This window comes from Microcystis sp. M53598_WE2 (assembly GCF_030067735.1).
Taxonomy (GTDB): domain Bacteria; phylum Cyanobacteriota; class Cyanobacteriia; order Cyanobacteriales; family Microcystaceae; genus Microcystis; species Microcystis aeruginosa.
The window spans coordinates 1-1284 of the sequence record NZ_JASJFE010000603.1 but is presented as its reverse complement, the minus strand read 5'-3'; the positions used below and the strand labels follow the sequence as shown (position 1 = coordinate 1284).

The following is a 1284-nucleotide window of genomic DNA, read 5'->3' as shown; positions in this document are numbered from 1 at the left end:
TTCAGCAAACCTTACCTAAAGCAACAACTGGCAGTAGTTCTCCTATGGTCAGATTTTCCCTTTTTTGCCAAAATCACCATGGTCAGTCCCCATTAAAGACACCTACTGGGACACCGCCTTGCAACTCTATAGCACCCTCATATTCCTCAAAAAAACTCTCCCTACTGCAACTTTATGACCTCTAGTAGCCCTTCTAACCCCTCTTTTGACTGGTTTAACCCCTCGCCCCAGCAAGACAGCGATTTACTGGCACAAATCGGCTTTATCCCCGGTTTCAAAGAATTTCTGACCCTGCGACAGGTTCACGCCTTGGAACACGCCACCGTCTGGGTATTAAGCGAAATGGCTGCCCGTCGTCAATCGCCTTTTGACCATTCCCCAGCGGATAACGAGGCCCTGGGGGGACTCTCCACCGATAGGGGTTTTTATCTCTACGGGCAGGTTAATACAAATGAACTGCGAATTGCGGCCAAACAGGCGCTCCATCGTCTCAAAAATGGCGAGGGGCAATTGGCATTACATCCGCGTTGTGGCACCAATTTATCGGTAACTTTAGCCTTAACCGCCGGCTTAGTCTTAGGAACTCATCTTCTCTTACCCAGAGGTCTGATTTCTCAGTTATTAGGCTTAGGTTTAGCCACCGCCGCCGCTTTTCAAATCGGACCAGATGTGGGAATGTCGGCCCAAAAATACCTGACTACGGCCATTCCTTTTAACTTAACAATCGTTAACATTGCACCAAAGGCAGACCTATGGGGACGTTCGGGGCATTTTGTCCAAACAGAGTGGCAAGATTTGCAATAAAACTTAAAGTAAAAACCCTTTCGGCAAACTCGCTCTGATTGTAACCTGTTAACTAAACCCTAAAAAAAAACAACAGCTATGCCTGGAATCGAACGCGGAGCCAAAGTTAGAGTCAAACGGAAAGAGTCTTACTGGTACAACGATGTAGGAACCGTAGCCAGTGTTGATAAAAGTGGTATCCACTATCCCGTTATCGTCCGTTTTGATACTGTTAACTACCACGGTTTTAGTGGTAGCGCCAGTGGACTGAATACCAATAACTTCGCTGAAAGTGAATTGGAACTCGTTAAGGCTGCCCCCGCTAAGAAATAAAGCTGAGTAAAATTCGGCCTATCATCACCGACTGACTGACAGGAATTCTCTCTTGTTGGTCGGTTTTTTTATAGCTGTCAGCCTTGTATCAGTTATCAGTTATCAGTTATCAGTGATCAGTTATCAGTTATCAGTTCACTTTTTACTGTTTACTGATATTACATTTTG

At 45.5% G+C, this 1284-nt stretch carries 2 protein-coding genes; both read left to right on the top strand.

Going from position 1 to position 1284, the window contains the following annotated elements; all coding sequences use genetic code 11:
- Positions 1-174: 174 nt before the first annotated feature.
- Positions 175-804 (top strand): DUF6391 domain-containing protein, encoded by a 630-nt coding sequence (locus tag PX636_RS12200; protein ID WP_002797998.1) that lies wholly within the window; start codon positions 175-177, stop codon positions 802-804.
- A gap of 78 nt (positions 805-882) precedes the next feature.
- Positions 883-1116, top strand: a complete 234-nt coding sequence (locus PX636_RS12195) for a photosystem I reaction center subunit IV (RefSeq protein ID WP_002797997.1) — start codon at positions 883-885, stop codon at positions 1114-1116.
- The last annotated feature ends 168 nt before the right edge of the window (positions 1117-1284 follow it).

Coding starts and splice junctions, on each gene's coding strand:
- PX636_RS12200 (WP_002797998.1), top strand. CDS start 175: ATGACCTCTAGTAGCCCTTCTAACCCCTCTTTTGACTGGTTTAACCCC.
- PX636_RS12195 (WP_002797997.1), top strand. CDS start 883: ATGCCTGGAATCGAACGCGGAGCCAAAGTTAGAGTCAAACGGAAAGAG.